Here is a 26181-nt window from a genome sequence, read left to right as displayed (position 1 = left end):
ACGTGCTAGAACAAGTGTGCAGAATTTTTTTATTGGTTTTGTCTAAAGCCCTTGTACTTCAAATTTCTAGCACCATAATAACGACTGAGAAAAAATTTATTCATTTGACAAGCAAGATTTAGAGAGTCTATTCATGTTGGCAAGTCTGATCGGAGGCATCTTCGGTACCAAAAATGAGCGCGAACTCAAACGCATGCGTAAAATCGTAGATAAGATTAATGCGCTCGAGCCGACGATATCTGCACTAAGCGATGCAGACTTATCTGCTAAAACTGAAGAATTCAAACAACGGTATAACAAAGGCGAAAGTCTGGATAAATTATTGCCAGAAGCATTTGCTGTTTGTCGTGAAGCGGCAAAGCGAATCATGGGGATGCGTCACTACGATGTACAGTTGATTGGTGGTGTTACGCTGCATGAAGGTAAAGTTGCAGAAATGCGTACCGGTGAAGGTAAAACCCTCATGGGAACTTTGGCCTGTTATCTGAATGCGATTAGTGGTCAGGGTGTACATGTCATCACGGTGAATGACTATTTGGCACAACGTGATGCCGAGTTAAACCGCCCGTTATTTGAATTCTTAGGTTTAAGCATTGGTATTATTTACTCGATGCAGAATCCGACCGAAAAAGCTGAAGCCTATCGTGCGGATATTACCTACGGTACCAATAACGAATTCGGTTTTGATTACCTTCGTGACAACATGGTGTTTTCACTGGCTGAGAAAAAACAGCGTGGTCTAAGCTATGCCATTATCGATGAGGTCGATTCGATCTTAATTGATGAAGCACGTACACCATTGATCATCTCGGGTCAAAGTGATGACTCTTCACAATTGTATGCGGCAATTAATAGTATTCCACCTAAACTTCGTGCACAGAAAGAAGAAAAAGTTGCCGATGGTGGACACTTCTGGATTGATGAAAAGCAACGTTCAGTTGAAATGACTGAAATTGGTTTTGAAACAGTGGAAGATGAACTGATTGGTATGGGCTTGTTGGCGGAAGGAGAAAGCCTCTATTCGGCAGCAAACTTAAATTTGGTTCATCATGTGACTGCCGCGATTCGTGCGCATTATTTGTATCAACGTAATGTTCAATACATCATTAACGATGGCGAAGTAATTATTGTTGATGAGAACACCGGTCGTACCATGCCGGGTCGTCGTTGGTCAGAAGGTTTGCACCAAGCGGTTGAGGCAAAAGAAGGTTTGGAAATTCAACCTGAAAACCAAACATTGGCAACCACGACATTCCAGAACTATTTCCGTCTTTATAAAAAGCTTTCGGGTATGACCGGTACAGCTGATACTGAAGCTGCGGAAATGAAAGAAATTTATGGTTTGGATGTAGTCCTTATTCCTACACACCGACCAATGGTTCGTAATGACATGAATGATTTAATTTATTTAAATCGTAATGGTAAATACGATGCCATCATTCAAGAAATTCAAAATATTCATGAAGCAGGTGTTGCACCAATTTTGATTGGTACAGCGACCATTGAAGCCTCGGAAATTTTGTCTGATAAATTAAAAGAAGCTGGTATTACGCACGAAGTGTTAAATGCAAAACAGCATGAGCGTGAAGCCGACATTATTGCGCAAGCAGGTTCACCAAATGCGGTGACCATTGCAACCAATATGGCGGGTCGTGGTACCGATATTTTGCTCGGTGGTAACTGGAAAGCGAAACTTGCCAAAATTGAAAATTATACGGCTGAAGATGAAGCACGCTTAAAAGCTGAATGGGAACAACACCATGATATGGTGTTAAGTTCAGGGGGTTTACATATTATTGGTTCGGAGCGTCACGAATCACGTCGTATTGATAACCAGTTACGTGGTCGTGCAGGTCGTCAAGGTGATCCAGGTGTGTCACGTTTCTATTTGTCATTAGAAGATGACTTGATGCGTATCTTCGCGGGTGATCGCGTTGTAAGCATGATGCGTGCCATGGGCTTGCAAGAAGATGAAGCCATTGAACATAAAATGGTGTCACGTTCAATTGAAAATGCGCAACGTAAAGTAGAAGCACGTAACTTTGATATTCGTAAGAACTTATTAAAATACGATGACGTCAATAACGAACAACGTAAAATTATTTATTCGCAACGTGATGACGTACTCGCTGAAAGCACCTTGCAAGATTACATTGAAGAAATGCATCAAGAAGTGATCAAAGGTGTGATTGAAAATTATATTCCACCTGAATCAATTCATGATCAATGGGATATTGCGGGTCTAGAACGTGCACTACGTGATGACCTCGGCATTGATTTACCTGTTAATCAATGGTTAGAAGAAGACCGTCGTTTAGATGAAGAAGCTTTGGTTGCACGTATTTCAGATGAAATCGTGACACGCTATCGTAATCGTCGTGAACAAATGGGTGCTGAATCTGCAGCCATGCTCGAACGTCACTTTATGCTGAGTGCGTTGGATCGTCACTGGAAAGAACATTTGGCAGCTATGGATTACTTGCGTCAAGGTATTCATTTGCGTGGTTATGCACAAAAGAATCCTGAACAAGAGTATAAAAAAGAAGCATTTAACTTGTTTGTGAACATGTTGGCTGTGATTAAATCTGATGTGATTACAGATCTTTCACGTGTGCATGTGCCTACAGCCGAAGAACTCGCTGAAATGGAAGCACAGAAACAAGCACAAGCTGAAGCAATGAAATTGAATCTTTCTCATGCAGAAGTAGATGGTTTGACAGGTGATATCACATTGTCAGAAGACAGTAATTTTCAATTCAACGCTGTTGATGAACAAAATATCATTCCACCGTCAAATCGTAATGCGGTTTGTCCATGTGGTTCGGGTTTAAAATACAAGCAATGTCACGGTAAAATTTAATTTTACCTCGATTAATCAGCCACTTTAACGATTGTTCTGCTGTATTAAGAGACAATAGATAAAGTGGCTTTTTTATTCAATTTGAATGCGCAATTTAGTTTTTCAATATGTGAATATGTTTGCAGAGAGTGAAATTAAATGGTATTTAGTTGCATATCTAACTCTGAAAAGCGGAAAGACAATGAAAAAAGCATTACAAACATTGATGATTGCAGCTTTAGCTCTACCTGCTTTAACTTTTGCAAATACGGCTCAAACAACCACTGTAGATAAAGTACAAGCTGCTCGTGGAGCAACAACTGCTCAAGCCGTAGTTAAAGATGACAACATTACGGTGATGAGCCCTCGTACAGGAATTCGTTATACTTTTGCGAATCCGAATCAACGTCCAGTTATCTTAAAGACTGCAGCAGTAACTGCTGCTAATGCAGCAAATGTAAATCGTATTGTGGCTTCCAATCCTGCATTATCCACTGCAAGTCAAGAGAAAGCGAAACAAGCATTATTGTCAGAATCTGCACAATTAGCGTCAAACTAAGCGTAGTTTATTTTTTAGACCAGTCTTCGGACTGGTTTTTATGCTTTGAAAGCACCATTGAATAAAAAATAAATCAAACAAAGTGTTCTGCTCGATTTTTTAATCAATTTCTACTAAGCTGTCATTTTATCACGCACTTATTGGGAAGTTTGAAAATGGCGGTGGGCGACGTAACAATGCCACAAATGCATGTGGTTAAAGGTGTAAAAATTGGTTCTGCTGAAGCTTATGTACGCTATCAGAACCGACGTGACCTTGTCATTTTTGAATTTGCAGATGGTTCAAATGTTGCGGGTGTATTTACCCAAAATGCATTTTGTGCCGCGCCAGTCCATGTATGTAAAGCGCATCTTCAGCTGGGTAATCCACGTTATTTAGTGATTAATACCGGTAATGCCAATGCGGGTACAGGCAAAATTGGCATGGCGAATGCTGAAGCAACCTGTGCGAAATTGGCTGAACTGGCAGGTGTATCTAAAACAGAAATTTTGCCTTTTTCAACAGGCGTGATAGGGGAGCAACTTCCTTTAGAGCGCTTATTGACAGGTTTACAGCCTGCGCTCAATACCCTTAAAGATGATGCTTGGTTAGATGCTGCGTCCGGCATTATGACTACAGATACTTTACCTAAAGGTGCATCTGAACAATTTGAGCTAGATGGTATCACTTATACCATGACGGGTATTTCTAAAGGCGCAGGCATGATTCGCCCAAATATGGCGACCATGTTGAGCTATGTTGCGACCGATGCCCCTATCAGTCGTGAATTGGTACAACAGCTTTTAACAACCACTGTGGATGTTTCATTTAACCGTATTACGGTCGATGGTGATACCTCAACCAATGACTCATGTATTTTGGTTGCTACAGGTCAAGCCGGTGGCACAGAAATTACATCAGTGGATGATGCACGTTATGCAAAGGTTCTCGAAGTTCTCACCCGCGTGATGACACGCCTCGCACAACTCATTATTCGTGATGGTGAAGGGGCAACTAAATTTATTACGATTACTGTTGAAGGCGGAGCAGATACGCAAGAATGTTGCGATATTGCTTATAGTATTGCGCATTCACCTTTAGTGAAAACTGCCATTTTTGCATCCGATCCAAACTGGGGGCGTATCCTTGCTGCGATTGGTTATGCGGGTGTTAAAAATTTAGACGTTGAAAAAATCCAAGTTTGGTTAGATGATGTACAAATCTGTAAAGATGGTGGTGCAGCAGCGGACTATACGGAAGAAGCTGGCGCACGTGTAATGTCTCAAGCTGAAATGACCATTCGTGTCGATTTAGGGCGAGGGCAAGCAAAAGATACGGTCTATACTTGCGATCTTTCTTATGACTATGTCAAGATCAATGCAGATTACCGTTCTTAAGTTTTGTTGAATGAAAGGCCTCCGTTGTGAGGCTTTTTTGTAATAAAAAGTTTTTAATGATTGATCAAAAAAGCATGATGCCATTTTGATCAGTGGATTGAGTGTATTGCTTGTTAGTAAACAGGCACTAAGGATAGAGAAGACGTTTTTATGAATGATGCGACCAATTTAATTGCCAATGAGGCTAAATCTATTGTGCAGGCGCATTTAGATCGTTTAGGCGAGCCTAAAAATATTCATTTGAGTGATGAGGTCAAACAGCAAAAATTTGCGCAAATTCTTGCAGAACTCAAAAAACGCGATGCTGTCCTTGTCGCACACTACTATTGCGATCCTGAAGTTCAAGAGCTGGCTGAACTGTCTGGTGGCTGTGTTTCAGATTCATTAGAAATGGCACGTTTTGGTCGTGATCATGAGGCTTCAACCTTGGTGGTGGCTGGTGTGAAATTTATGGGCGAGACCTCAAAAATTCTCTCTCCAGAAAAAACGGTGCTCATGCCAACTTTAGAAGCCACTTGTTCTTTAGATTTGGGCTGTCCTGTAGATGAGTTCACCGCATTTTGTGATGCGCATCCTGATTACACTGTTGTGGTTTATGCCAATACTTCTGCTGCGGTTAAAGCGCGTGCTGATTGGGTGGTCACTTCAAGCTGTGCGGTGGAAATTATTGAACATCTAGATAGTTTGGGTGAAAAGATTATTTGGGCACCAGACCAGCATCTGGGGCGTTATATCCAAAAGAAAACGGGTGCAGAGATGTTGCTTTGGGATGGTGCTTGTATTGTGCATGAAGAGTTTCGTGCACGTGGCATTGCCAATATGAAAGCATTGTATCCAGATGCAGCGGTATTGGTGCATCCTGAGTCACCAGAATCGGTGGTGGATATTGCTGATGCTGTGGGAAGTACCTCTCAGCTGATTAAAGCTGCACAGACTTTACCGAATAAGTATTTAATTGTAGCAACGGATCGTGGCATCTTCTATAAAATGCAACAAGCGGTTCCCAATAAAATTCTAATTGAAGCACCAACAGCTGGTGAGGGAGCAACGTGTCGCTCTTGCGCACATTGTCCTTGGATGGCAATGAATGAATTGGATGGAATTTTAGCTGTTTTACAAAAAGCCGATCAAGAAATACACGTTGATCCAGCACTCGCGGAACGGGCTAAATTACCTCTAGATCGCATGTTAAACTTCAGTGCCAATTTAAAACGCTAATATTTGTATATAAAATATCTAAGATGCTTGATAAATATACACTTGATGTGGTTTTTTAAGTTTTTTTGAATATAGGTGTTGACGTTACTAAGCGTCACGCCTAGAATGCACACCGTACCGCACGAAGTGTAGTATAAAGCTAAGATGAATCGGAGCATGGCGCAGCTTGGTAGCGCACCTGGTTTGGGACCAGGGGGTCGTAGGTTCGAATCCTACTGCTCCGACCAATTCTTCAAGGCGAAGGTTTAATGATATTTTAATATCATAGGTCATGCGCCTGTAGCTCAGTAGGATAGAGCATCCGCCTTCTAAGCGGATGGTCACAGGTTCGAATCCTGTCAGGCGCACCATTTATGGTAGCTTGATATTTTAGAATCTAAAATGTTGTAACGGTGGATGTAGCTCAGTTGGTAGAGCCCCGGATTGTGATTCCGGTTGTCGTGGGTTCGAGCCCCATCATTCACCCCAATTCGGAGCATGGCGCAGCTTGGTAGCGCACCTGGTTTGGGACCAGGGGGTCGTAGGTTCGAATCCTACTGCTCCGACCATCTTCTAGAAGATGATATAAATAATCCGCTTAAGTGCGGTTTTTTTATGCCTGAAATTTGTGAAATTAAATATAAGAAAATAAAAAACCCTCTTCTTGGTGGAGAGAGTTTTTGTATTAAAAGTCGATTAAGGAATAATAACGACGTTAACACGACGGTTGATTGCCCGATTTTCATTGGAGGTATTCTGTACTAATGGTTGGCTTGAGCCACGTCCAAAAGTTTGAATATTTTGTTGTTTATAACCAGCTTGAATAAAAACATTGGCAACATTCTGCGCACGTTTTTCTGAGAGTGTTTGGTTGTAATTTTCATTTCCAATATCATCGGTATGCCCAATGATTTTTAATTTATCTAAATCATACTTTTGCAGTTGCGAGGATAGGCGGTGGAGAGATGTTTTGTGTGACTCTTGAATTTCTGTGCTGTCAAAACCAAACAATAGTTTTTCGGGTAGCGCGAGTGTCCAGCCTTCATTGGTTAATGAGAATCCTTCTTTTTTTAACATGTGCACTTGTTTGTAATTGAGATGACCGAGATTCATACATGCTGTTAAAAAAGCACAGAATAAAATGGTTAAAGTTGTCTTAATTATTTTGACATGCATCTGCTTGAGCCTCTGTGTTATTTAGATTGGGGGAGATAAACCAGTGGTGCGGCAACGTTTTTGCGCGATACATTGCACTGTCGGCTTGAGTAATCAATTCTTCTGGGGATGTGGCGTGTTTTGCAAAAGCAATACCAATACTGAAACTGAAATAAATTTCAGCTTTTTCGAAAATAAGAGGTGCTTTGCTGCAACTTAATAGGTGTTCGCAAATACTGGCTAATTGCTGTGGCTGTTGAATATTGTGGACAATAATCGCGAATTCATCTCCGCCCAGACGAGTAATAAAATCATGTTGACGTAAGTTTGATTTTAATCGTTTTGCCATTTCTTGCAGTACAGCATCACCCGCTAAATGGCCGTATTGGTCATTAATATCTTTAAAGTTATTGTTATCAATAAAAAATAAAGCAATATGTTCTCTGTGTTTAGAGTCGAATAAACTAAATAAAGTTTGGTAGAAATAATGTCGATTGGGGAGTTCGGTGAGTTCGTCGTGATGTGCTTGATGGCTGAGTTTGATATTTTCGGTTTGTAGTTGTTGGCTCGATGTGTGGATTTTTTCTAACAGCTCGTTGAAGGCGATATTAAGCTCTTGAAATTCTTGTATATCTGAATCAGATAAGCGTAATTGATAGTTTTTTTCTTCACTAATCATTTGTGCTGTTTCGACAATTGGTTGTAATGACCTCATTAGATGTTGATATAGGTTGCTCACAGACCAAAAAAGAACAGCAAGCATCATGAGAAAGCCAAGTATTAAACCGAGTAGTAGTTTATAGAAAAAGCTAACTAAAGCAGATGAATTACCATAAACAATTAATTTGCCATAATTCTCTTGATTGTGTTGAATATTAATAATTGCTGGTTGGTTGAAAAATAGATGATCTAAAATTACCTGACTTGAGGGGGTTGAGCTTTCGTTGTATTTGACCTGTGCAAGTGGGTGGTTTTGATTGTCTAAAACCTGAATTGAACGAATAGGATGTTTTTTTGAATATTCTGCAAGGATCTGTGTGATTGTGGTTTGATCTTTAAAGACTACAGCTGGCTGAATTCGTTCGCCAAGAGCTTCTGATAAAACATGTAAGTTGCGATTGGCGTAAGTTTCCATTGTGTAAGTGGAAATTACCGCAAAGATCATGGTGCAAATAGCAAAAGTGAGTATAAAAATGGCAAGTTGTGATCGTTTAAATAGCTGCTGTAGTGAAGTAATGTTATTAATATTTTTCATTATTACTGCTCACTTGGCTTTGCTAAAAGTAAAACGCGCGGATCGATGTGAACTTTGGATTGACTTAAACTTTCTAAATTAATTTTAAAGCTTAGATGCTTATTTTTTTTATAAAGGCAAAAAGCACTTCCTATTTCGCAATTCAGATTATTTGCACTAATAGATAGTGCTGGGTAGCGAACAGCTGTATTGAGAAGATGTTGCTCTTCTTGGGCTGTAAGTGAGGAAAATATGATTGCTTGGCAAGAGGTGCTTGCCAACTCAGTGGTGTTGATTGAGTAAATTTGATGATGCAGGTTGTTTTGTTGGTTGTGGATTTTAAATTGAGTGGCAAGTGCTTCATTACTAATGATGCAGATATTAGATAGATTACTTAATCTTGAATAACTTAAAATTGAAAAAGTTGTTGCAACAATACTGTTATTTTGATGAGGAGCAGCATAGTTTGAGGTTGTGTATGATAGCGCCAGTAAAAGTAGGATAATTTTTTGTTTTAGTGATGGCATTTTGAGGGTGTTTTAGGGTGGGGAATGTAGGAAGGATGAGTTTAACTAAAAAAAGAGTATAAGAATAGTGATAAAAACGGACATCAAGTAATCAAAAAAAGCCTTTTTGTAGAATAAACAAGCAGACGATAAGAAAGTTTTGAAAAAGGGGTTGCGTGGGGATTTTTTTCGCCTATAATGCGTATCCATCGGCGGTGATGTTAAATAAAACCTCTGGTAAATCAATAAGTTGATTGGGTTGTTAAGATTTCGAATGAGATTTTAGGATTAGATTTAAACTTGGATTTGTCGGAAAAATATTTAACAAAACCAGTTGACTTTCTCTGGAAAGAGAGTAGTATTGCCGACCTAGCTTGCTGATGACGAATCAGTAAGAAGATCATTAAGAGATTATGAAGAACAACTTGTGTGGATTTTTACTGATTGATTGATCGAAATTATTTTCATTGATTGATGGTAGAAATTACTCGAAGTTTATTTGAGAAATATTTGTCAGAAAATTGATGAGCCAAGATTGGTGCCCTTTAAGGCACTAAGCAATATTAAACTGAAGAGTTTGATCATGGCTCAGATTGAACGCTGGCGGCAGGCTTAACACATGCAAGTCGAGCGGGGAAAAGTAGCTTGCTACTTAACTTAGCGGCGGACGGGTGAGTAATACTTAGGAATCTGCCTATTAGTGGGGGACAACATTTCGAAAGGAATGCTAATACCGCATACGCCCTACGGGGGAAAGCAGGGGATCTTCGGACCTTGCGCTAATAGATGAGCCTAAGTCAGATTAGCTAGTTGGTGGGGTAAAGGCCTACCAAGGCGACGATCTGTAACGGGTCTGAGAGGATGATCCGTCACACTGGGACTGAGACACGGCCCAGACTCCTACGGGAGGCAGCAGTGGGGAATATTGGACAATGGGGGGAACCCTGATCCAGCCATGCCGCGTGTGTGAAGAAGGCCTTTTGGTTGTAAAGCACTTTAAGCGAGGAGGAGGCTCCCTAGATTAATACTCTAGGAGAGTGGACGTTACTCGCAGAATAAGCACCGGCTAACTCTGTGCCAGCAGCCGCGGTAATACAGAGGGTGCGAGCGTTAATCGGATTTACTGGGCGTAAAGCGTGCGTAGGTGGTCTTTTAAGTCGGATGTGAAATCCCTGAGCTTAACTTAGGAATTGCATTCGATACTGGGAGACTAGAGTATGGGAGAGGATGGTAGAATTCCAGGTGTAGCGGTGAAATGCGTAGAGATCTGGAGGAATACCGATGGCGAAGGCAGCCATCTGGCCTAATACTGACACTGAGGTACGAAAGCATGGGGAGCAAACAGGATTAGATACCCTGGTAGTCCATGCCGTAAACGATGTCTACTAGCCGTTGGGGTCTTTGAGACTTTAGTGGCGCAGCTAACGCGATAAGTAGACCGCCTGGGGAGTACGGTCGCAAGACTAAAACTCAAATGAATTGACGGGGGCCCGCACAAGCGGTGGAGCATGTGGTTTAATTCGATGCAACGCGAAGAACCTTACCTGGTCTTGACATAGTAAGAACTTTCCAGAGATGGATTGGTGCCTTCGGGAGCTTACATACAGGTGCTGCATGGCTGTCGTCAGCTCGTGTCGTGAGATGTTGGGTTAAGTCCCGCAACGAGCGCAACCCTTTTCCTTATTTGCCAGCGGGTTAAGCCGGGAACTTTAAGGATACTGCCAGTGACAAACTGGAGGAAGGCGGGGACGACGTCAAGTCATCATGGCCCTTACGACCAGGGCTACACACGTGCTACAATGGTCGGTACAAAGGGTTGCTACCTAGCGATAGGATGCTAATCTCAAAAAGCCGATCGTAGTCCGGATTGGAGTCTGCAACTCGACTCCATGAAGTCGGAATCGCTAGTAATCGCGGATCAGAATGCCGCGGTGAATACGTTCCCGGGCCTTGTACACACCGCCCGTCACACCATGGGAGTTTGTTGCACCAGAAGTAGGTAGTCTAACCGCAAGGAGGACGCTTACCACGGTGTGGCCGACGACTGGGGTGAAGTCGTAACAAGGTAGCCGTAGGGGAACCTGCGGCTGGATCACCTCCTTAACGAAAGATTGACGATCGGTAAGAATCCACAACAAGTTGTTCTTCATGAAGATGTATCTGAGGGTCTGTAGCTCAGTTGGTTAGAGCACACGCTTGATAAGCGTGGGGTCACAAGTTCAAATCTTGTCAGACCCACCAATCTAACGAACACTAGATAGAGTGATCTATTTAGAGAGACAGAGAAGAAGATATATCGAATCTAATGATAAGCTGGGGACTTAGCTTAGTTGGTAGAGCGCCTGCTTTGCACGCAGGAGGTCAACGGTTCGACTCCGTTAGTCTCCACCATATATTAAGCAAGTTGATTACAGAATTTAGTAAATATGCGAATCAAAGATTTGATTGGTATTGTGTTTATTAAATTCTGTGATTTATCACAGTTACCTGCGATCTGACGAAGACGTAGTTAATCATTAACAGATTATAAATTTGAGTTGAAATAAATTGTTTAAACTCAGAACTGAATTGATTTTAGCAGTAACTTGTTACTGTTGAATGAAATAAAGAACTGAGCACTAGCGATTAACTGAATCAAGCGTTTTGGAAAACGAACTAGATTGAAGCTGTACTGTAGTTAAATCTACAAAACTTTAGGCAAGGTCATCAACATTAACTTGTAGTGTTGAAACGACTGTTTGGGGTTGTATAGTCAAGTAATTAAGTGCATGTGGTGGATGCCTTGGCAGTCAGAGGCGATGAAAGACGTAATAGCCTGCGAAAAGCTCCGGGGAGGCGGCAAATATCCTGTGATCCGGAGATTTCTGAATGGGGAAACCCACTTACCATAAGGTAGGTATCGCATGATGAATACATAGTCATGCGAAGCGAACGAGGGGAAGTGAAACATCTCAGTACCCTTAGGAAAAGAAATCAATTGAGATTCCCTTAGTAGCGGCGAGCGAACGGGGAAAAGCCCATTAAGTTATCTAAGTTCTAGTGGAATGCTCTGGGAAGTGCAACCGTAGTGGGTGATAGTCCTGTACACGAAAGGGCTTAGATAATGATGTCGAGTAGGGCGAGGCACGTGAAACCTTGTCTGAATATGGGGGGACCATCCTCCAAGGCTAAATACTCCTGACTGACCGATAGTGAACCAGTACCGTGAGGGAAAGGCGAAAAGAACCCCTGTGAGGGGAGTGAAATAGATCCTGAAACCGCATGCATACAAGCAGTGGGAGCCGGCATTGCGTCCGGTGACTGCGTACCTTTTGTATAATGGGTCAGCGACTTATATTCAGTAGCAAGGTTAACCGAATAGGGGAGCCGTAGAGAAATCGAGTCTTAATAGGGCGCATTAGTTGCTGGGTATAGACCCGAAACCGGGTGATCTATCCATGAGCAGGTTGAAGGTTGGGTAACACTAACTGGAGGACCGAACCCACTGTCGTTGAAAAGCCAGGGGATGACTTGTGGATAGGGGTGAAAGGCTAATCAAACTCGGTGATAGCTGGTTCTCCCCGAAAGCTATTTAGGTAGCGCCTCGGACGAATACCATTGGGGGTAGAGCACTGTTTCGGCTAGGGGGTCATCCCGACTTACCAAACCGATGCAAACTCCGAATACCAATGAGTACTATCCGGGAGACAGACTGCGGGTGCTAACGTCCGTAGTCAAGAGGAAAACAATCCAGACCGCCAGCTAAGGCCCCAAAATTATAGTTAAGTGGGAAACGATGTGGGAAGGCATAGACAGCTAGGAGGTTGGCTTAGAAGCAGCCACCCTTTAAAGAAAGCGTAATAGCTCACTAGTCGAGTCGGCCTGCGCGGAAGATGTAACGGGGCTAAAACTATATGCCGAAGCTGCGGATTTGCAATTTATTGCAAGTGGTAGGGGAGCGTTCTGTAAGCCGATGAAGGTGGATTGAGAAGTCTGCTGGAGGTATCAGAAGTGCGAATGCTGACGTGAGTAACGACAATGCGAGTGAAAAACTCGCACGCTGAAAGACCAAGGGTTCCAGTCCAACGTTAATCGGGGCTGGGTGAGTCGACCCCTAAGGCGAGGCCGAGAGGCGTAGTCGATGGGAAATTGGTTAATATTCCAATACTTCTGTGTAATGCGATGAGAGGACGGAGAAGGTTAAGTCAGCCTGGCGTTGGTTGTCCAGGTGAAAGGTTGTAGGCATGTATCTTAGGCAAATCCGGGGTACTCTATGCTGAGAACTGATAGCAAGCTGTACTTGTACAGTGAAGTGGCTGATACCATGCTTCCAGGAAAAGTCTCTAAGCTTCAGTTACACAGGAATCGTACCCGAAACCGACACAGGTGGTCAGGTCGAGTAGACCAAAGCGCTTGAGAGAACTCTGCTGAAGGAACTAGGCAAAATGGTACCGTAACTTCGGGAGAAGGTACGCTGCCGACGGTGATGGGATTTACTCCCTGAGCGGTTGGCAGCCACAGAAACCAGGCCCCTGCAACTGTTTATTAAAAACATAGCACTCTGCAAACACGAAAGTGGACGTATAGGGTGTGATGCCTGCCCGGTGCTGGAAGGTTAATTGATGGGGTTAGCGTAAGCGAAGCTCTTGATCGAAGCCCCAGTAAACGGCGGCCGTAACTATAACGGTCCTAAGGTAGCGAAATTCCTTGTCGGGTAAGTTCCGACCTGCACGAATGGCATAATGATGGGGGCGCTGTCTCCAGCAGAGACTCAGTGAAATCGAATTCGCCGTGAAGATGCGGTGTACCCGCGGCTAGACGGAAAGACCCCGTGAACCTTTACTGCAGCTTGACATTGAACTTTGATCTTACTTGTGTAGGATAGGTGGGAGGCTTTGAAACTCGGACGCTAGTTCGAGTGGAGCCAATCTTGAAATACCACCCTGGTAATATTGAGGTTCTAACTCTGCTCCATTATCTGGAGCGAGGACCATGTCTGGTGGGTAGTTTGACTGGGGCGGTCTCCTCCTAAAGAGTAACGGAGGAGTACGAAGGTGCGCTCAGCGTGGTCGGAAATCACGCGTAGAGTATAAAGGCAAAAGCGCGCTTAACTGCGAGACCCACAAGTCGAGCAGGTACGAAAGTAGGTCTTAGTGATCCGGTGGTTCTGTATGGAAGGGCCATCGCTCAACGGATAAAAGGTACTCTGGGGATAACAGGCTGATACCGCCCAAGAGTTCATATCGACGGCGGTGTTTGGCACCTCGATGTCGGCTCATCTCATCCTGGGGCTGAAGCAGGTCCCAAGGGTATGGCTGTTCGCCATTTAAAGAGGTACGCGAGCTGGGTTTAGAACGTCGTGAGACAGTTCGGTCCCTATCTACCGTGGGCGTTGGAAATTTGAGAGGATCTGCTCCTAGTACGAGAGGACCAGAGTGGACGAACCTCTGGTGTACCGGTTGTAACGCCAGTTGCATCGCCGGGTAGCTATGTTCGGAAGGGATAACCGCTGAAAGCATCTAAGCGGGAAGCCTACCTCAAGATAAGATTTCCCAAGGACTTTATGTCCTCTAAAGAGCCGTTGAAGACTACGACGTTGATAGGTTGGATGTGGAAGTGCAGTGATGCATGAAGCTGACCAATACTAATTGCTCGTGAGGCTTGACTATACAACACCCAAACAGTTGTATTGCTCATCTAATTCGATACAAAATACTTGATTTAGTGTAAAAGCTAGTTACAATGTCAACTCAAATTTAGCATAATCTGTTAATAACTCATTTGGAAAAAGCGAAGGCATACACTGAAAAGTGAATAAATAAGACCCAAGCAAGTATCCATAAACAGTTGTGCTGGCGACAATAGCAAGAGTGAACCACCTGATCCCTTCCCGAACTCAGAAGTGAAACCTCTTCGCGCTGATGGTAGTGTGGGGTTACCCATGTGAGAGTAAGTCATCGCCAGCTCATTATTCCTAAAACACCCCCAACAAGCGTTGGGGGTGTTTTTTTATCCCTGATAAATGATTACTAAGCTTAGATTAGTATTTGAAGTACAACACTCTTCTCTTGCAATACTATCTAACTCGGACTTTTAAATCCGAGTCTTTTTCTTGGGTGATGATTCAATCGGTGAGTGATCTCAGCAATATAGTCGTCTGAATAATCATTTAAATGATTCCCTTTTCTAATATATTGTCGTATCAACCCATTGGTATTTTCATGCGTCCCTCTCTGCCATGCGCTGTAGGGATCAGCAAAGTAGAAGTCAATTCCCAGCTCATCAGCGATTTGTTCATGCAGGCTAAACTCTTTACCATTATCTGCGGTAATCGTTTGTAATTCTTCTTTGAACGAGTGGAGCAAATCAACAGTTGCTTCACGAATATCCTGACTCTTACGGGTACGGCACTTTTTTAGCCATAGATAACCAGTTTTTCTGTCCACAATCGAAACTAAAGATTGCTGATGATTCTTGTCAACAATTGTATCTATTTCTAGATCGCCAAAACGTGACCGCTGATCAATAATCTGAGGTCTTTCATGAATACTTCTTCGATTACTCAATTTCCCGCGGGTTTCTGGATGTCCATACTTTCTCTTGCGTTGATTCCTAAAACGTAAATGCTGATATAGATGACCACCTCTCATTTTATCTTGTTGGATATAGCGGTAGATTGAATGCATGCTGACAGCGATATGTGAGGCAATCTGTTCAGGACTCCATTGCAGAGCAAGATAACTTTTAACCTGTTTCCATAAAGCAGAATCAATGATTTTATGATTCGAGATTTGACGTCTTTTAGCCAGCTTATGCACATGCTTGGCGAAGTAACCATTTCTGTTTCGATTGCGTTTGATTTCTCTCAAATTGTAGAGGGCGCGCGTTTCAATCTGAGCACAAGATGACGTGTGGAAAAACCTTCACGTAATAAAGTATAAATTTGATATCTTTCTTCTTGAGTGAGATGAGCGTAGTTCATTGTGCAACTTTGACTTTGGTCGGTCTGAAAGCAAAATGCTATCTCATCTCACTTCCCACCTAAATTAATCTTTGTTGCACTTCATCTAAGATCTTAAATTGATGGCTGTATTCAAGAATAAATTGATACTTTGCTCTGGCAGGCGCTTGCAAAGCGGTGTGGTTGAGCAATCCATTTAAAGATTTCATCTTTAGAGATTCTGGGTATAGCATTGTCCACTCATAATGTTTCTTCTATGCAAAAAGAATAGACAGAATTTGTCTAAAGGAGGGATAGTTATTCACTACTTGTTGATAGGTGAAACTCTTTTTTATTTTTGGATAATATTCATCATGTGTATGAAAAAAGCCTCGACATTATGCCGAGGCTTTTTCGTATTCGTTTAAAGGTATTACTTTTGTTCTACCTCAGCATCCTGCTGTTTTGTACTTTTTGTTTTTTAGAAACACCCTGTTTCTGTATAACTTAAATATAGGGAAAATTACTGTACTTGAATAGCGGTTATTTTCTGTATTTCATGTAAGCCCAGACTTACAATAAGGCTAAAAATGTACATCTATACCCAAGTAAGGACCTTTAAATTTTAATTTAGCTTCTTGGTTGGAACCCTCTTCGAGCTGAATATCTAAAATGCGATAACCTACTTTAGCCCCGACATCGACCAGTATTGTATCGACGAAGTTATATTTGAGTTCAGCTTGTGCATCGGTAATTTTATCATCATCTAATGCAGCAAAACTGGCTTCAGCACTGACACTGAGTCCAGTAAATGGTAGTTTAACACCAGCTTGCGCATAGATCATCGGCACAGTACCACTGACTTCTTGTGTTTGAGTATAGTTTTGGCGAATATCACCTTCCACACGCTTGGCACCGAAGCCAACATCTGCAGATACAATATTATCCAGTATTTCGTAATACAGAATAAAGTCTGAATAATCGAGATCGACCTGATGGTTTTTTACTCCTGCAAAACTCTGATCACTTTCAGCCTGTAAATTGCTATGTTTAATTTTTAGGTTGGGTAAAAATGGCACTGGATGTTCCACTGCAATGAAAAATGACATGCCGTGATCATCTTCAAGCTCTGTTTGTGGTCCTACAGATGCTGGATGATTTAAATCAGCATTATAGTGCCAGTAATCAATACCGCCTTTGGCTGCAATAATATCGGCTTGTGCTGCGTTAAATGCACTTAGTCCGAGTACAAAACAAAAAAAATTGAGTGTTTGCATGGAAATCCTAAATATGGTGTCTATTATTTCTTGTAAAATAATTTGGTGATTTAAAGAGCATCAGTGAATGCTGAACTGACGAATCATATAGTGAATGAAAGTAAATTGCATCGCTGTTATTTGTAAAAGAGGTGGTATGAGATTACTAACATGCCGTTTGTTTATGGCGATGATGTTATGTCGAATGTTGCTGTAAAAATTTAAGTTTGGATAATAAAAAGTGCAATATACCAGTCGTGACTTGAAAAAAAGCTATTTTTTTGATCAACTAGTAATATATAGATTATAAAATCAAATAATTTCCGTAAAAAATACAGAAAAAAGCCCAAAAAATGGGTATTGTTCAAGCATTGAAAGGCAAAAAGAAGCAAAAGACTTTAAGCAAGATTTTGTAATGACTGCCTGTTTGCAATTTAGAACAGAATGCTCAAAAGGCGTAGAACTAACTTCAGACATAAAAAAATTAATTTTTGAATGGTACTTTTTTTGCTTGCGATATAACCAGACAACAAGCAGCATTTAAAGGTGCCGAAGTTTAGGTGTTCTATGACAGATACTCGTGAAAACTGGACGTCACGATCGGGCTTTATTATTGCAGCGATCGGATCCGCAGTTGGTTTAGGTAATATTTGGCGCTTTCCATATGTCGCTTATGAAAATGGCGGTGGGGCGTTCTTAATTCCTTATTTGATCGCGTTAATTACTGCAGGTTTACCGCTTTTATTTCTAGATTATGCAGTCGGACATAAAAGTAATCGTTCTCCTCCGAAAGCGTATCGTGCCATTTTTAAAGGCGGCGAAACACTGGGATGGTGGCAAGTTTGTGTTTGTATCATCATTGGTTTGTACTATGCCAGCGTTTTGACTTGGGCAGGGAGTTATATTTACTTCTCTATTGGTCAAATGTGGGGCAGTGACCCAGAAGCATTTTTCTTTAAAACGTATTTACAGACTTCAGAAGCGACAGGTTTTGACCCGCGTTTTGTGAGCCATATTTTCTGGCCATTGGCTGGTATTTGGGCGTTAACTTTAATCATTTTATATGGTGGTGTGAAAAAAGGCGTTGAGCTTTCCAATAAAATTTTCATGCCTTTATTATTTGTTTTATTCATACTTTTAGTGATCCAAGCACTTCGATTACCAGGTGCAGCGCAAGGTTTAAATGCCTTCTTTACTCCGAACTGGTCTGCGATGATGGACTATAAAGTTTGGTTGGCAGCCTATGGTCATACCTTCTTCTCGCTTTCAGTGGGTTTCGGGATCATGGTGACCTACGCGTCTTATTTAAAACCAAAGACCAATTTAACTGGTTCAGGTTTAATTGTTGGTTTTGCCAATGCTTCAACTGAAATTTTAGCGGGTATTGGGATTTTTGCTGCGCTTGGTTTTATGGCACATGCTGCAAATAGCAATGTGCAAGATGTGGTGAGCGGCGGTATTGGTCTAGCATTTATTGCCTTTCCTAAAATTATTTCTAGCTTAGGTGCAGGCGCTGATTTATTCGGGATCTTATTCTTTACCTCGCTCTTTGTCGCTGGTATTTCATCAATGGTGAGTATTTTGGAAGTTCCAATTTCAGCCATGATGGATAAGCTAAAATGGAGCCGTAAAAAAGCCGTTTCGATTATCGGTGGTGGTAGTGCGTTGGTTTCAATCGGGCTCTTTTCAAGTGTGAATTCGATTAAATTGGTCGATATCATTGACCATTTCATCAATAACATTGGCATCATTGGTGGAGCATTGCTTTCGATTATTTGTGTGGCGTGGTTTAAGCGTTCAGCACTGGCAGAGATCAGAAATCATGTCAATGCCATTTCAACCGTGCAATTAGGCAAAGGCTGGGATTTCACTCTAACGGTGATCACCTCTTTGATTTTGTTAGTCACTTTAGGTCTGACCATTTATAACTTGCTGTTAAAAGGCTATGGAGATTATAGTTTAAGTCTGCAGTGGTTATTTGGATGGGGCTGCGTAATTTTCTGTGCAGTCATTGCCTTTATTTTGACTCGTGTCAAAGACCGCTAGGAGAGCAAAGATGAATACTTCAGCAATCGTAATGATGATTATCTCGATGGTGTTTTTGTGGGGCGGTTTAGCTTTGTCCATTCTTCATTTGATGAAAAATCCTGAAGAACTTGATGATGTTCTTGAAGATGTCAAAGATCAACATACGCTCTAAGTAAAAAATTCAGTCCATACTGATCAAGTGTAAAAATGAAAGTCATTATCTTTATGGTAATGACTTTCTTGTTTCTAAAATGGAGCATAGAAATGCACACCATTTTGCCGCATTAAGTCTTGATCTTATTTGTCATGTATAGGGCAGGGTAGGAAATTTATTTAGACTGTGATGCTAAAATTAGTTCAATGGTTGGAATTAATTAAAGCTGTGCTTATTTTAAAATAAGACCTTTGAATATGTTTTGAGTGGTGTACGTTGTTTAGAATTTGCATAAATAAAAAGGTGGCTTTAAGCCACCTTTTTATGTTCATATCTTCAATAGTTATGCAGTTTTCTGGATACGGCAATAGAAGAAGCCATCGCCACGCCCTGTTTGTGGTAACAATTGACGACCATGAATCTGCTCAATACCCCAATCAGCATCAATTTTAATTTCTTTCGCATCGGTATGTTGGGCAAAGAAGTCGACCATTTGCTGTTCATTTTCCACTTTTAAAATAGAGCAGGTGACGTACAGCAAGGTACCGCCAACTTTGAGTTGTTGCCACATATTTTCAAGAATTTGCTTTTGTAACTGCACTGTTTTGGCAATATCACCAGACTGGCGCAGTAAACGAATATCTGGATGGCGACGGATTACACCAATCGCTGAACATGGTGCATCCAGTACGATACAATCGGCAAGTTCAGGCGATGTCCATTTCACAGCATCGGCAGTGATAATCTCAACATGTTTGCCATCGAGAACTAGACGTTCTAAGTTTTCAGCAACGCGTTTTAAACGTTTTTCATCTTGGTCGAGTGCGATCAGTTTTTTCGGCTGATATTTCTCTAAAATATGCGCTGTTTTACCACCGGGTGCTGCACAGGCATCAATCACGAATTTGCCATTCAAGTCTGGCAACAATGTTGCGCATAATTGAGCATGTTCATCTTGTACTGAAAAACCACCCGCTTCAAAACCAGGGAGGCTTGGGACATGAATACTTTCATCTAGCACAATACCGACATTTGACAGTTCACAAGCGTGTGCTTCAATGCCTTCATCTTCTAAAATTTCAAGATATTCGTCACGGCTGACTTGTAAGGTGTTGACGCGCAAGGTTAAGGGTGCAACTTGTTTAAGCTCGTAGCTTAAAGCTTCGAAGTCATCGCCCCAATCTTTCTTTAAGCGTTTAAACAACCAACTTGGTAAGCCATGGGCTTGTTCAAGTACATCGTAAAATTGTTCTGTTTCACGTGTTGCACGGCGTAAAATGGCATTTACCACACCACTTAAGCTTTCCATACCCAATTGTTTTGCTGCTTCTACTGTTTCAGAAATAGCGGCATGGGCTGCAACGCGGGTACAAAGCAATTGATATAAACCAACGTATAAGCAGGTTTCAATGACTTGGTTTTCCAGTGGTTTAGACAACAGCGGTAAAGTCACTTGTTTGAGCGCGTGCCATTGGCGTAAACAGCCAAGAACTAATTCATGGTACAAGGCACGGTCTTTGTCAGACACAATAGACATGTGTTGCTGAAGAACCGATGCCAGTGATTGACCATTTTGGACAGCCAATAACGTTTTAACAACCTGAGCACGTAAGTTTAAAGTCTTACCAGAGGCATGGGGAGATTGTCTCATTATAAAATTTGTCCAATATTTAGTTTTTGGGTTTGTAAAATTTGTACGGCATTAAGCGGTTTACCACCTGGCCATTGTAAAGCAGTTAGCGTGATGACGGTATGATTTGCACAAGCAACATGTACACCGTGTTTATCAATGGCAATAATTTCACCGACTTGAGTATTTTCTGTCGTTTCATGCGATAAGGCCGAATTCCATACCCGTAGATTGTTTTGCTCATCTAGTACAATAAATGCCACAGGCCAAGGATTAAAAGCACGGATATTACGATCAATTTGTACTGCGTCTAAAGACCAATCAATTTGCGCTTCAGCTTTGGATAATTTATGTGCATAGACGGTGAGTGCTTCATCCTGCACTTCACGGGTTGCTAAATAGTGTTGTAATTTTTCTGTAGATTCTAAAACCGCCACAATTGCCGCTGTGCCTTGAATGGCTAACTTGTCATGCAAACTCGCAGAAGTGTCCGTTGCCTCAATGGGGCAGATGGTTTTATACATCATATCGCCCGTGTCTAAACCGGCTGCCATTTGCATAATGGTCACACCTGTTTCTGCATCACCTGTTGCAATTGCGCGTTGAATGGGCGCAGCACCACGCCAGCGCGGTAAAAGCGAACCATGAATATTGAGGCAACCGTATTTAGGTGTGTCTAAAACAGCTTGTGGCAGAATAAGGCCATAAGCCGCAACCACCATTACATCAGCATTTAAAGTAGCCAGTTCTTGTTGTGCTGCTAAGCCTTCTTCTGTTGATGCTTTGAAATGTAAAGGTTGATAAATTGGCAAATTATGCTCGATTGCCAATTGTTTAACTGCCGATGCCGTTAATTTTTGCCCACGACCTGCTTTGCGGTCAGGTTGGGTATAAATAGCGACAATTTCATGCTCTGTTTTGAGGAGTGCGTCTAAAGCGACCGCTGCAAATTCAGGAGTACCCGCAAAGATGATTTTCAACTTTATTTGGCTCAATTCGTAAGATGTTTTCTTATTATAGCAAACTGAAAATGCATATCTTGATCAGAATCAAAAATAGCTGTAAAACGCGTCCTTGAACATTAAAAACCTGAAATGAATCAGTACGAATTGTGCAATTATCTTTATTGATTTAATTGTTATTGATAAATTTAATTTATATAAAATTTAAATATTATTCATGAAAGTTTTGTATTTAAATCGCTGCGATAGCGTTATATTAGTTTCTAGTAACAATTTTTTTGATATAAATTGTCGAAATATCACTAGATTTATCGCATAAAAGATCATCGCTATGGGGCTAGGTTAAACAACTGGCTATAGTATGATGGGTCTATATTTCGACTGCTTTAGCATTATATATCAGTATCATTCAGCCAGAGTGAATCATAGAATTCATTTCGAGCACAAACTTTGTTGGAAATACACAATGCCTGACTATCGTTCAAAAACATCGACACACGGAAGAAATATGGCTGGCGCACGTGGCTTATGGCGCGCGACAGGCATGAAAGATGAAGATTTTGGCAAACCGATTATTGCGGTGGTCAATTCCTTTACCCAATTTGTTCCGGGTCATGTACATCTGAAAGATTTAGGTCAATTGGTTGCAAGACAAATTGAAGCTTCAGGTGGTGTAGCCAAAGAATTCAACACGATTGCGGTGGATGATGGTATTGCGATGGGGCATGATGGCATGCTGTATTCATTGCCTTCACGTGATTTGATTGCTGACTCGGTTGAATACATGGTCAATGCCCATTGTGCAGATGCAATGGTGTGTATTTCTAATTGTGACAAAATTACCCCGGGCATGCTGATGACAGCAATGCGTCTTAATATTCCAGTGGTCTTTGTCTCTGGTGGGCCGATGGAAGCGGGTAAAGTGAAAATCCGTGGCAATGAAAAAGCCATCGATTTGGTTGATGCCATGATTGTGGCAGCAGATGACAGCTTTAGCGATGAAGAAGTGGCTGAATATGAACGCTCTGCATGTCCAACCTGTGGTTCATGTTCAGGGATGTTTACAGCAAACTCAATGAACTGTTTGACCGAAGCTTTAGGTTTGTCTTTACCGGGCAATGGTTCAACTTTAGCAACCCATGCCAACCGTCAAAAATTATTCGAACGCGCAGGTCAGTTGATTGTAGAACTGGCAAAACGTCATTATGAACAAGATGACTACAGTATTTTACCGCGCTCAATTGCCACCAAAGCGGCTTTTGAAAATGCCATGACTCTTGATGTGTCTATGGGCGGATCAACCAATACGGTACTGCATTTATTGGCGGCAGCACATGAAGCTGAAGTCGATTTTACCATGACCGATATTGATCGCCTTTCGCGTAAAGTTCCTGTGCTGTGTAAAGTAGCACCAGCAAAACAAGACGTACATATGGAAGATGTACATCGTGCTGGCGGCATTATGTCGATTTTGGGTGAGTTAGACCGTGCTGGATTGTTGGATACGTCAGTGCCAACGGTACATGAAAAAACTTTAAAAGATGCCTTGGACAAATGGGACATCATCCGTACTGAAGATGCAGATGTATATGAGTTTTTCCGTTCAGCACCGGGTGGTGTGCCAACGCAAACTGCATTCTCACAAAACCGTTATTATCAAACTTTAGATGGTAACCGTGAAACAGGTGTGATTCGTAACGCAGCCAATGCCTTCTCACAAGACGGTGGTTTGGCGGTGCTTTACGGCAACATCGCACTGGATGGTTGTATTGTCAAAACTGCAGGTGTTGATGATTCCATCTTGAAATTTAACGGTACAGCACGTGTTTTTGAAAGCCAAGATGCTGCGGTAGAAAGCATTTTGGGCGGAGGTATTCAAGCCGGTGATGTGGTGGTGATTCGTTACGAAGGTCCACGTGGTGGCCCGGGTATGCAAGAAATGTTGTATCCAACCAGTTACTTAAAATCGAAAGGTTTGGGTAAGGATTGTGCTTTACTCACCGATGGTCGTTTCTCTGGCGGTTCATCAGGTCTTTCCATTGGTCACGTTTCACCCGAAGCGGCTGAAGGTGGTGCAATTGGTTTGGTGGAAGATGGCGACCGTATTGAAATTGATATTCCAAACCGTACCATTCACCTTGCTGTGGATGAAGCCACGATGGCAGCGCGTCGTGAAATACAAGATGCCAAAGGTTGGCAGCCTGCTGAAGAGCGTCCACGTAAAGTGTCTAAAGCCTTAAGAGCCTATGCTAAACATACCACCAGTGCTTCGAAAGGTGCGGTACGTGAAATTTAATTTATAGTTTTACAGATTAAGTAAGAAAGCACTCCAAATGGGGTGCTTTTTTAATGTTACCAGAAAATGTCACGATCACATTTTGCTTTGAGATTTTAAAATGGTAATTCGTAGATAATTACTTACTTTTGAGAGATCAAAAGTAACAAAAATCTTTTATGGCACTGTGTGACAAGGATGTCACACAGTGCCATAGCGACATTCATGTCGCTTGGTCATGTGATTAAATCTCAGTGGAACAGCTTTAAAAGATAAATTTGCTTAAGCAGCGTTAGACGTTTACATACCAGCTGCTTTCTATACAATCAAAAGAATAATAATTCGCCATGACTTCATTTAAATCAGAATGAGTCTAAGCCACGGAGCGCTTCATGAGTAAAGACAATATCCGCGAACATTCAGCCCCTGTTTATGAAGGCATAGAAAATGCCCCAGCACGTTCCATGATGCGTGCTACAGGTTTTAAAGATGCAGATTTTGAGCGTGCATTTATTGGTATTGCCTCGACTTGGGCCAATGTGACGCCCTGTAATATGCACATTGATGGTTTAGCACGTGAAACTGAAAAGGGCGTGAATGCAGCAGGCGGTAAGGGCATTATCTTTAATACCATTACCATTTCTGACGGGATCTCGAACGGGACTGAAGGGATGAAATACTCGTTGGTTTCTCGTGAAATTATTGCCGACTCGATTGAAGCCGTGGTGGGTTGTCAGGCCTATGATGGAGTGATTGCTATTGGTGGTTGTGACAAAAACATGCCGGGCTGCATTATGGGCTTGGCACGTTTAAACCGTCCGGGTTTGTTTATTTATGGCGGAACCATTAAACCAGGTGCAGGTCATACCGACATGATCTCTGTGTTTGAAGCGGTCGGACAGCATGCCAAAGGTGAAATTAGTGCCATTCAAGTCAAACAAATTGAAGAAGTGGCATTGCCGGGGCCGGGTTCTTGTGGCGGAATGTATACCGCGAATTCGATGGCATCGGCTATTGAAGCACTTGGTATGAGCTTACCGGGTTCATCTGCGCAAGAAGCTGTTTCAGACGAGAAAAAAATTGACTGTATTCGCGCGGGCGAAGCGGTGATGAACTTACTGCGTTTAGACATTAAACCACGCGATATTATGACCAAAGCGGCATTTGAGAACTCGATTAAAGTGTTGATTGCACTGGGGGGGTCGACCAATGGTGTGCTGCATATGCTTGCGATGGCACATACCGCAGGCGTTGAGCTGTCACTGGATGATTTTGTACGGATTGGAAAAGATATTCCAGTGGTGGCAGATGTGCGTCCATCGGGTAAATATCTGATGTCGGAACTGATTGCCATTGGTGGTATTCAACCATTAATGAAGCGTATGTTAGATGCAGGGATGTTAGATGGATCATGTTTAACAGTGACGGGCAAAACCTTGGCGGAAAATTTGGCCGATGTAGAAGATTATCCAGCAGGTCAGCAGATTATTTTACCCTTTGATGCCCCGATTAAAAAAGACTCGCATCTTGTGATTTTAAAAGGAAATTTATCACCTACAGGTGCCGTGGCCAAAATTACCGGTAAAGAAGGTTTATATTTCGAAGGTCCAGCACGGGTATTTGAAGGTGAAATTGGTGCCATGCGTGGAATTTTGGATGGTGAAGTACAAGAAGGCGAAGTGGTGGTGATTCGTGGTGAAGGTCCTAAAGGCGGGCCGGGGATGCCGGAAATGCTTAAACCGACTTCGGCTATTATTGGTAAAGGTTTAGGTAAATCGGTTGCGCTTTTAACCGATGGTCGTTTCTCTGGCGGCAGTCACGGTTTTGTGGTTGGTCATATCACGCCTGAAGCCTATGAAGGCGGGCCAATTGGATTGGTTAAAAATGGTGACAGAATTTCGATTAATGCTGAAACCCGTGAAATGACTTTACATATTTCTGATGCAGAAATGGTAGCGCGTAAAGCAGTTTGGGTGAAACCAAAACCTAATTACACCTATGGTGCTTTAGCCAAGTTTGCTAAATTGACCACAGGGGCGGAAAAAGGGGCAGTCACAGATCTCAATTTAGATGTATAATTGATCATTCCCT

General features: G+C 42.1%; 16 protein-coding genes, 6 tRNA genes and 3 rRNA genes. 17 read left to right on the top strand and 8 right to left on the bottom strand.

Annotated features, from left to right (window positions below):
* Positions 1–133: 133 nt before the first annotated feature.
* The 8 genes from secA (at position 134) to B9T25_RS09220 (ending at position 6540) form a co-directional block, all read left to right on the top strand.
* A complete protein-coding gene (gene secA / locus B9T25_RS09255; RefSeq protein ID WP_086188142.1) occupies positions 134–2860 on the top strand; it encodes a preprotein translocase subunit SecA in 2727 nt (908 codons plus the stop codon).
* A gap of 181 nt (positions 2861–3041) precedes the next feature.
* Positions 3042–3398, top strand: a complete 357-nt coding sequence (locus B9T25_RS09250; protein WP_086188253.1) for a hypothetical protein — start codon at positions 3042–3044, stop codon at positions 3396–3398.
* A 155-nt stretch (positions 3399–3553) separates the two neighbouring features.
* Complete coding sequence (argJ, locus tag B9T25_RS09245; RefSeq protein WP_086188141.1) at positions 3554–4774, top strand: bifunctional glutamate N-acetyltransferase/amino-acid acetyltransferase ArgJ; 1221 nt, start codon at positions 3554–3556, stop codon at positions 4772–4774.
* A 150-nt stretch (positions 4775–4924) separates the two neighbouring features.
* Positions 4925–5992 carry a quinolinate synthase NadA gene (gene nadA, locus B9T25_RS09240; RefSeq protein ID WP_086188140.1) on the top strand — a complete coding sequence of 356 codons (1068 nt, stop codon included), beginning with the start codon at positions 4925–4927 and terminating at the stop codon, positions 5990–5992.
* Positions 5993–6142: 150 nt separating this feature from the next.
* Positions 6143–6219, top strand: a tRNA-Pro gene (locus tag B9T25_RS09235).
* Positions 6220–6265: 46 nt separating this feature from the next.
* Positions 6266–6342, top strand: a tRNA-Arg gene (locus B9T25_RS09230).
* Between the two features lie 42 nt (positions 6343–6384).
* Positions 6385–6460: transfer RNA gene (locus B9T25_RS09225), tRNA-His, on the top strand.
* 3 nt (positions 6461–6463) lie between these two features.
* Positions 6464–6540, top strand: a tRNA-Pro gene (locus tag B9T25_RS09220).
* A gap of 127 nt (positions 6541–6667) precedes the next feature.
* Here B9T25_RS09220 and B9T25_RS09215 read toward each other — a convergent pair.
* From B9T25_RS09215 to B9T25_RS09205, 3 genes are read right to left on the bottom strand one after another with little or no spacing between them, the layout of a single operon-like run.
* Positions 6668–7147 (bottom strand): OmpA family protein, encoded by a 480-nt coding sequence (locus B9T25_RS09215; protein ID WP_086188139.1) that lies wholly within the window; start codon positions 7145–7147, stop codon positions 6668–6670.
* On the bottom strand, positions 7128–8381 hold the full coding sequence (locus tag B9T25_RS09210) for a sensor domain-containing diguanylate cyclase (RefSeq protein WP_086188138.1): 1254 nt from the start codon (positions 8379–8381) through the stop codon (positions 7128–7130). Before B9T25_RS09210 ends, B9T25_RS09215 begins: the two co-directional genes overlap by 20 nt.
* Before the next feature lie 2 nt (positions 8382–8383).
* A complete protein-coding gene (locus B9T25_RS09205; protein ID WP_086188137.1) occupies positions 8384–8887 on the bottom strand; it encodes a YfiR family protein in 504 nt (167 codons plus the stop codon).
* Positions 8888–9431: 544 nt separating this feature from the next.
* Between B9T25_RS09205 and B9T25_RS09200 the strand changes: the two genes are divergently transcribed.
* From B9T25_RS09200 to rrf, 5 genes are all read left to right on the top strand, one after another.
* Positions 9432–10969 (top strand): 16S ribosomal RNA (locus tag B9T25_RS09200).
* A 61-nt stretch (positions 10970–11030) separates the two neighbouring features.
* Positions 11031–11107, top strand: a tRNA-Ile gene (locus B9T25_RS09195).
* 74 nt (positions 11108–11181) lie between these two features.
* Positions 11182–11257: transfer RNA gene (locus tag B9T25_RS09190), tRNA-Ala, on the top strand.
* Between the two features lie 359 nt (positions 11258–11616).
* Positions 11617–14514 (top strand): 23S ribosomal RNA (locus tag B9T25_RS09185).
* 182 nt (positions 14515–14696) lie between these two features.
* Positions 14697–14811: ribosomal RNA gene (rrf, locus tag B9T25_RS09180) — 5S ribosomal RNA — on the top strand.
* The 16S, 23S and 5S rRNA genes sit together here with 2 tRNA genes alongside, the layout of an rRNA operon.
* A gap of 114 nt (positions 14812–14925) precedes the next feature.
* Here the strand turns inward: rrf and B9T25_RS09175 are convergent.
* From B9T25_RS09175 to B9T25_RS09170, 3 genes are all read right to left on the bottom strand, one after another.
* Positions 14926–15714: an IS30 family transposase gene (locus tag B9T25_RS09175; protein WP_171262753.1), complete on the bottom strand. Its 789-nt coding sequence runs from the start codon at positions 15712–15714 to the stop codon at positions 14926–14928.
* Positions 15711–15827, bottom strand: coding sequence for a helix-turn-helix domain-containing protein (locus B9T25_RS14865; protein WP_143222467.1), 117 nt, complete (start codon positions 15825–15827; stop codon positions 15711–15713). The genes B9T25_RS09175 and B9T25_RS14865 overlap by 4 nt, the downstream gene beginning before the upstream one ends.
* Positions 15828–16369: 542 nt before the next feature.
* Positions 16370–17062 (bottom strand): TIGR04219 family outer membrane beta-barrel protein, encoded by a 693-nt coding sequence (locus B9T25_RS09170; protein ID WP_086188136.1) that lies wholly within the window; start codon positions 17060–17062, stop codon positions 16370–16372.
* A 546-nt stretch (positions 17063–17608) separates the two neighbouring features.
* Here B9T25_RS09170 and B9T25_RS09165 point away from each other — a divergent pair.
* Both B9T25_RS09165 and B9T25_RS09160 read left to right on the top strand, forming a co-directional pair.
* A complete protein-coding gene (locus tag B9T25_RS09165; RefSeq protein WP_086188135.1) occupies positions 17609–19087 on the top strand; it encodes a sodium-dependent transporter in 1479 nt (492 codons plus the stop codon).
* Positions 19088–19097: 10 nt separating this feature from the next.
* Positions 19098–19241, top strand: coding sequence for a methionine/alanine import family NSS transporter small subunit (locus B9T25_RS09160; protein WP_004649714.1), 144 nt, complete (start codon positions 19098–19100; stop codon positions 19239–19241).
* A 325-nt stretch (positions 19242–19566) separates the two neighbouring features.
* On the opposite strand, the gene rsmB is transcribed toward B9T25_RS09160, so the two are convergent.
* On the bottom strand, positions 19567–20874 hold the full coding sequence (gene rsmB / locus B9T25_RS09155; protein ID WP_086188134.1) for a 16S rRNA (cytosine(967)-C(5))-methyltransferase RsmB: 1308 nt from the start codon (positions 20872–20874) through the stop codon (positions 19567–19569).
* Entirely contained in the window at positions 20874–21833 is a 960-nt protein-coding gene (gene fmt, locus B9T25_RS09150) for a methionyl-tRNA formyltransferase (RefSeq protein ID WP_086188133.1), read from the bottom strand. Before fmt ends, rsmB begins: the two co-directional genes overlap by 1 nt.
* A 448-nt stretch (positions 21834–22281) precedes the next feature.
* Between fmt and ilvD (B9T25_RS09145) the strand changes: the two genes are divergently transcribed.
* The gene (gene ilvD, locus B9T25_RS09145) at positions 22282–24111 is read left to right on the top strand and encodes a dihydroxy-acid dehydratase (protein ID WP_086188132.1); all 1830 of its coding nucleotides are present in this window, start codon (positions 22282–22284) and stop codon (positions 24109–24111) included.
* A 371-nt stretch (positions 24112–24482) separates the two neighbouring features.
* Positions 24483–26168, top strand: coding sequence for a dihydroxy-acid dehydratase (gene ilvD, locus B9T25_RS09140; RefSeq protein WP_086188131.1), 1686 nt, complete (start codon positions 24483–24485; stop codon positions 26166–26168).
* Positions 26169–26181 lie beyond the last annotated feature (13 nt).

It is taken from the genome of Acinetobacter sp. ANC 4470 (assembly GCF_002135335.1).
In the GTDB taxonomy this organism is placed as follows: domain Bacteria; phylum Pseudomonadota; class Gammaproteobacteria; order Pseudomonadales; family Moraxellaceae; genus Acinetobacter.
The sequence above is the reverse complement of the archived record's forward strand: the minus strand, read 5'-3'. Positions and strand labels throughout refer to the sequence as shown.

Coding starts and splice junctions, on each gene's coding strand:
- B9T25_RS14865 (WP_143222467.1), bottom strand. CDS start 15,827: ATGAACTACGCTCATCTCACTCAAGAAGAAAGATATCAAATTTATACT.
- ilvD (WP_086188131.1), top strand. CDS start 24,483: ATGAGTAAAGACAATATCCGCGAACATTCAGCCCCTGTTTATGAAGGC.
- argJ (WP_086188141.1), top strand. CDS start 3,554: ATGGCGGTGGGCGACGTAACAATGCCACAAATGCATGTGGTTAAAGGT.
- secA (WP_086188142.1), top strand. CDS start 134: ATGTTGGCAAGTCTGATCGGAGGCATCTTCGGTACCAAAAATGAGCGC.
- rsmB (WP_086188134.1), bottom strand. CDS start 20,874: ATGAGACAATCTCCCCATGCCTCTGGTAAGACTTTAAACTTACGTGCT.
- B9T25_RS09205 (WP_086188137.1), bottom strand. CDS start 8,887: ATGCCATCACTAAAACAAAAAATTATCCTACTTTTACTGGCGCTATCA.
- B9T25_RS09250 (WP_086188253.1), top strand. CDS start 3,042: ATGAAAAAAGCATTACAAACATTGATGATTGCAGCTTTAGCTCTACCT.
- B9T25_RS09160 (WP_004649714.1), top strand. CDS start 19,098: ATGAATACTTCAGCAATCGTAATGATGATTATCTCGATGGTGTTTTTG.
- nadA (WP_086188140.1), top strand. CDS start 4,925: ATGAATGATGCGACCAATTTAATTGCCAATGAGGCTAAATCTATTGTG.
- B9T25_RS09165 (WP_086188135.1), top strand. CDS start 17,609: ATGACAGATACTCGTGAAAACTGGACGTCACGATCGGGCTTTATTATT.
- ilvD (WP_086188132.1), top strand. CDS start 22,282: ATGCCTGACTATCGTTCAAAAACATCGACACACGGAAGAAATATGGCT.
- B9T25_RS09210 (WP_086188138.1), bottom strand. CDS start 8,381: ATGAAAAATATTAATAACATTACTTCACTACAGCAGCTATTTAAACGA.
- B9T25_RS09215 (WP_086188139.1), bottom strand. CDS start 7,147: ATGCATGTCAAAATAATTAAGACAACTTTAACCATTTTATTCTGTGCT.
- B9T25_RS09170 (WP_086188136.1), bottom strand. CDS start 17,062: ATGCAAACACTCAATTTTTTTTGTTTTGTACTCGGACTAAGTGCATTT.